At 37.8% G+C, this 948-nt stretch carries 1 protein-coding gene; it reads right to left on the bottom strand.

Features of this window, described 5'->3' with window-relative positions:
* A partial coding sequence (locus DRF67_RS21285) for an IS256 family transposase (protein WP_115930301.1) occupies positions 1-833 on the bottom strand: 833 nt, incomplete at its 3' end.
* Between the last annotated feature and the right edge of the window lie 115 nt (positions 834-948).

Raw genomic sequence — 948 nt, forward strand, 5'->3', positions numbered from 1 at the left:
TTCATATCGGCAGAGAATTCTTTTCTGTCCTTCCAAACCACATATTTGCATGCATTTCTTATTTGATGGACCACACAAATTTGGGTTTGAGATTCAGGAAAGACGGAACGGATGGTTTGGGTAAATCCGTTTAAGTTATCGGTAGCGGTGATGAGAATATCCTCCACACCACGGGCTTTTAAATCTGTGAGAACACCCATCCAGAAGGCTGAACTTTCATTTTTTCCAAGCCACATTCCCAAGACCTCCTTTCTCCCGTCACGGTTTAATCCAACAGCCAGATAAACGGTTTTATTAATGACTTTGGAATTTTCCCTTACCTTGAAAACAATCCCATCCATCCAGACAATGAGATACAAATCTTCAAGCGGGCGGTTCTGCCAGCTCACGACTTCATTGGCAACCGCATTGGTGATTCGTGAGATGGTAGAGGTAGAAACCTCAAAATCATACATCTCTTTAATTTGTTCTTCAATATCACTTACACTCATTCCCTTAGCATAAAATGAGATGATAATATTCTCCAAACCATCGATGATATTGTGTCTCTTTGGAACCAATGCTGGTTCAAAACTACCTTCTCTATCTCTGGGAACTTTAATTTCAGATTCGCCAAATGAGGATTTTATCTTTTTAGTCCCGTGACCGTTACGGTAATTTCCTGTGGCAGATTTCTGATGCTTATCATTATCCAGATGAGAGTCCAATTCTGCATCAAGCATATGCTCTACAGCTCGCTTGTGCATTTCTTTGAAGAAAGAAGTTAAGTCTTCTCCATTTTTAAAGGACTTGTAAAAATCCTTATTGTTTAATAATTCTTCTTTGTCGATCATAACTATGTAATGGTTAAAAATAATAAAAAGTTATTTCCGTAAAATTTTTTGAGCTGTAAGGGCTCAAAATTTTCCAGAATAACTTTTTAACTTACACAGTTAGTGAGATACTACC

This window comes from Chryseobacterium pennipullorum (assembly GCF_003384725.1).
Classification (GTDB): Bacteria; Bacteroidota; Bacteroidia; order Flavobacteriales; family Weeksellaceae; genus Chryseobacterium; species Chryseobacterium pennipullorum.